Annotated in this window: 1 protein-coding gene; it reads right to left on the bottom strand. The window is 71.8% G+C overall.

Annotated elements, in window-relative coordinates; genetic code table 11:
• Positions 1-425 (bottom strand): class II aldolase/adducin family protein (locus tag AC1DOP_RS27320; RefSeq protein ID WP_477254427.1); only part of this gene is annotated, 425 nt, incomplete at both ends.

Here is a 425-nt window from a genome sequence, read left to right as displayed (position 1 = left end):
GGCCAGGCCCGCGATCATGCCCAGGCCCATGCCCGTCTGGCTGCGGACCTCGGCCTGCGCTGCCTCCGGAGCGAGCAGCACCTGATCGCGCCCTGCGCTGAGAGCCATCACCTGCTGGGCGCAGGCGCGCTCCAGGAAGAACATGCCAAGCCAGCATTCGGCCGCCGTGCGGCCCACGGCCAGGGTGCCGTGGTTGCGCAGCAGCATCAGCCGCCTGTCGCCCAGGTCGGCCACCAGCCGCTCGCGCTCGTCGAGGTTCAGGGCGATGCCCTCATAGTCGTGATAGGCCAGCTGCGGCGTGACGATCAGCGCCTGCTGGCTCAGCGGCAGCAGGCCCTCGGCATGGGCGGCCACCGCCACGCCCTGGTCGGTGTGCAGGTGCATCACGAACTGGGCGTCCTCGCGCGCGGCGTGGATGGCCGAGT

Source organism: Massilia sp. 01N410, from assembly GCF_056399665.1.
Note: the sequence above shows the minus strand (reverse complement) of the source record. Positions and strands in the feature narration are given on the sequence as shown.